Here is a 3,634-nt window from a genome sequence, read left to right as displayed (position 1 = left end):
AAGAGCTTCGTCCGCTCTGCGCCACACGCCACGGGGCCGTGCAAGCGGCACATTGCCGTGGCCTCGGGGGCTCCTGGCACACTGCCAATACCCAGATCCCCATGATAAGCACGCGCCAGCCCAGCCACCGCCCGCACAATTGCCATCGAGTTCTGGTCCCGGCGCCGGATGAAAGATGCGTCGATCTTGAGACGGTCGAAGGGGAAGCTCTGCAAATAGCGAAGGGACGAATTACCTGTGCCGAAATCGTCCATCGCAATTCGCACCCCAAGCTCGCGAAGGCGGTGGAGCGTCGCCAAGGTGTCCTCGGTATCCGTCAGCAGCACTCCCTCCGTGATCTCGAGTTCAAGCCGGCTTGCAGGAAAACCGCTGGAGTCCAGCGCTGCGGTGACCGCCTCGATCAGGCGCTTGCTTCGGAACTGAACCGGCGAGAGGTTGACCGCTAGGGATATGCCTTCGGCCCAGCCTGCAGCGTCATCGCAGGCCTGTTTCAATATCCATTCTCCCAGTGGAACGATCAAACCGGTTTCCTCGGCAAGCGGAATGAACTCGCCAGGCTGCACTAGGCCCCGCTCTGGGTGGAGCCAGCGGAGGAGCACCTCGAAACATGTAACGGCCGACGCCTCGACGTCGATGACCGGTTGGTAGTGCAAGACGAACTGACCCTCGCTCACAGCGCGTCGCAGGTCCAGTTCGAGGCGCCGCCGCTCCTGCATCAGCGCGTCCATCTCCGACTCGAAGAAACAGTAGACCCCGCGCCCGTCGCTCTTGGCCCGATAGAGGGCAAGGTCGGCGTTCTTCAGCATTTGGCCGGGGTCGGTGCCGTCTCCCGGGGCCACGGCGATACCGACGCTGGTACCTATGGAAATCTGGTGTCCTTCGATGTCAAAAGGCTCGCTCAGCGTTTCGATCATCCGCCGGGCAAGACTTCGACTGGCGGCAGGCTGCTCTCCGCACGCTTGGATTACAGCAAACTCGTCGCCGCCGAGGCGAGAGATCGTGTCGCCCTCTTGCACCTTGCGCCGCAATCGTTCCGCCGCGGCCTTGAGAAGCAAGTCGCCCACCGGATGGCCCAAAGTATCGTTGACGGCCTTGAAGCGGTCGAGGTCGAGCGCCAGCACCGCCAAGCCTCGGCCGCGCGGCAGATGCTGCAGCGCCTGGCCCAGCCGCTCTTGGAACAGGGTGCGGTTCGGCAGATCGGTGAGCGCGTCATGGCGCGCCATGTGGCGAATGCGATCCTCTGAACGTCGCCGCTCGGTGATCTCCTCATGCGTCGATAGCCACCCTCCGGCTATCGGCTGAAAGATGGTGCTGATGTAACGGTCATCCCTGAGCTTCCAGACCGCCCCCGCAGGTGTCCCGGCCGCCACGGCCGCGAGAGTCTCGGCCACGTGCGCATCCGGATCGTCGCCATCGAACGTCCCGGCATCAATGCGGGCAGCGAGGATCCGGCGGTGCGGCGTTCCGGCGACTGTCAGCTCCGTCGGCAGCTTGTAGATCTGGGCGTACCTGTCATTGCAGACGACCAGCCGGTCGTTCGCGTCAAACATGCAGAAGCCGATCGGCATGTTCGAGATGGCCGCATGCATGCGGTGCCGCTCTGTCTCGGCGAGGGCGGCGAGGTCGCGGGCGCGCGTGACGCACTCTCGGTAACCGGCGGCCGCCGCTACGAGGACGCCGATCTCATCGGAACGGTCTGCTCCCTCGATCGTGGTTTCGGTGTCGTCGCCTTCGGTAAGGCGTCGCATCGCTTGGCTCACGCGCAACAGAGGCGATGAGATGCGCGTCGATGCCCAGTAGATCAAGACGACCACAATGACCGCCGACAGAGCCACTACGACGCCGGTCAGGAGGAGCGCGCGACGATAGATCTTGCCGGCCTTGGCCTCGGCGGCACGGGTTCCCGCCTCGGCCAGTCCTTCCAGACCCGCCAGTTCTGCCCGTGCCTCGTGGAGATGAGCGCGCGTCTCACCCTCGAACGGAATGGTCGCGCCCAGCGTCTCACCCGAATTTATGCGGTCGAGAAGGTCGGCGAAGGATCGTATCCGCGCGGCCCATGCCCCCTGCAAGGCGGCGAATCCATGCGCTTCCGCCGGTCCGAGAGCGAGGTTCCCATAGCGAGCGAACTGCGCTTCGACGCCGTCCTGCACCTCGGCCATCTGCTCCGAGATTTGCGCCATCTGCCGAAAGTCTAGGCTCTGAATCCGCCGTGCCCCCAAGAGTTCGTGCGCGGTGAGCAGGCGCTCGACCGAATTCAGCGCCGTAAGCTTGGGCAACCAGAGTTGGCGGATTTCGTGAGTGACTCTGGCCACCGCATGCATCTGCACGAGGCCTATCGTGCCGCTACCGACAACCAGAAACAGTGCCGCCCCGAAGGCCATTGCCAACTTGGTGCGGATACTCACGCCTTTGACCAACATAACGTCTCCCCCTGCGTTACGCGGTTACCGGAGGAAGCTGAAATGCTGCCAGAGAGCGTAGTTCTTGCGAAAGGTCTCGTACGATTCGTAGACACGGCGGAAGTTCTCGTTGGCCTCTGATTCCTCGGCAACGATTTCCAGCCACGCATCTTCGAAGGAGACGAGGATTTCTGCAGGCCACCGCTTGAGCTGTACGCCCTCGGCCTGCAGTTGCTGCATGGCGCTCCACTGTGCCGCTTCGCCCTGAGCCGCCATGTCGCGCAAAGCATCGCTGCAGGCCGTCTCGATCGCCGCCTGATGCTGCTCGCCAAGCTCGTTCCACAGGTCAAGGTTGACGTAGAGATCGAAGAGCGTCGCCTGCTGATGCCAGCCCGGGAAATAGTAGAACGGCGCCACCTCGTTGAAGCCCAGCGGCAGGTCCATGGCGGGCAGCGAGAACTCTGCAGCGTCCAGACGGTCCGCTCTCATCTCGGCAAGAATTTCGCCGGGCGGCTGCTGAGAGGTGAGGACGCCGTGCTTCTGCATGACGCGGGCGCCGAGCCCGAAGAAGCGCATGCGCAGCCCCACGAGGTCGTCAACCGTGCGGATTTCCTCGCGGAACCAGCCGGATGCCTCCGGCGGAATCAGGCCGCAAGGGATGTTGTGAACGCCCTCGGCATGGAACATCTCGCGTGCGAGCTCGAGGCCGCCGCCATAGTACAGCCAGCCCATGTACTCGCCGATGCCGGGTCCGAACGGTACGCTGGAGAACATGCTGAACGCGCTATCGCGCTCAGCAAACCATCCGGCGCCGGCCCACGCGGCATCAACGCGGCGATCTGCAACAGCATTGACCGTCTGGTCGCCCGGTACGAGCGCGCCAGGTTCATGAAACCGCAGTTCCAGCGCCCCATCCGTCAGGCGCGCGACCGTCTTGGGGAGCCTCACCGAAACGTCACCAAGAATTGGCATGGTGTTGGGAAACGTGCTCGCGACGTCCAGCGTCACCTTTCCCTCTGCCAAGGCCGCCGGTGCCAAGAGGCACAACGTCGCGAAAATGGCCTCTGCGTGCATCGGTGGCATCATTGTCGATTCCGGGTTGCGGCCGCTCGTGCGCGACAGCCGCAAGATGGACGCCGGCCATCTACATTTTGTTAATAGCCATCGGATCTGATCGCTTAGGCTCAGGACCCTTTAATCAGGTTGAGGCTGTGCGGCCCGCATGATTCACGGCC

General features: G+C 63.4%; 2 protein-coding genes. Both read right to left on the bottom strand.

Annotation, left to right across the window (positions count from 1 at the left end):
- The coding region (locus tag ACFDS3_RS18825; RefSeq protein WP_375263880.1) for an EAL domain-containing protein at nt 1-2,381 on the bottom strand (2,381 nt) is incomplete at its 3' end.
- Between the two features lie 63 nt (nt 2,382-2,444).
- Nucleotides 2,445-3,407, bottom strand: coding sequence for a TRAP transporter substrate-binding protein (locus ACFDS3_RS18820; protein ID WP_375263879.1), 963 nt, complete (start codon nt 3,405-3,407; stop codon nt 2,445-2,447).
- Nucleotides 3,408-3,634: the final 227 nt, after the last annotated feature.

Origin of the sequence: Palleronia sp. (genome assembly GCF_042089775.1) — a bacterium.
Taxonomy (GTDB): Bacteria; Pseudomonadota; Alphaproteobacteria; order Rhodobacterales; family Rhodobacteraceae; genus Palleronia.
Note: the sequence above shows the minus strand (reverse complement) of the source record. Positions and strands in the feature narration are given on the sequence as shown.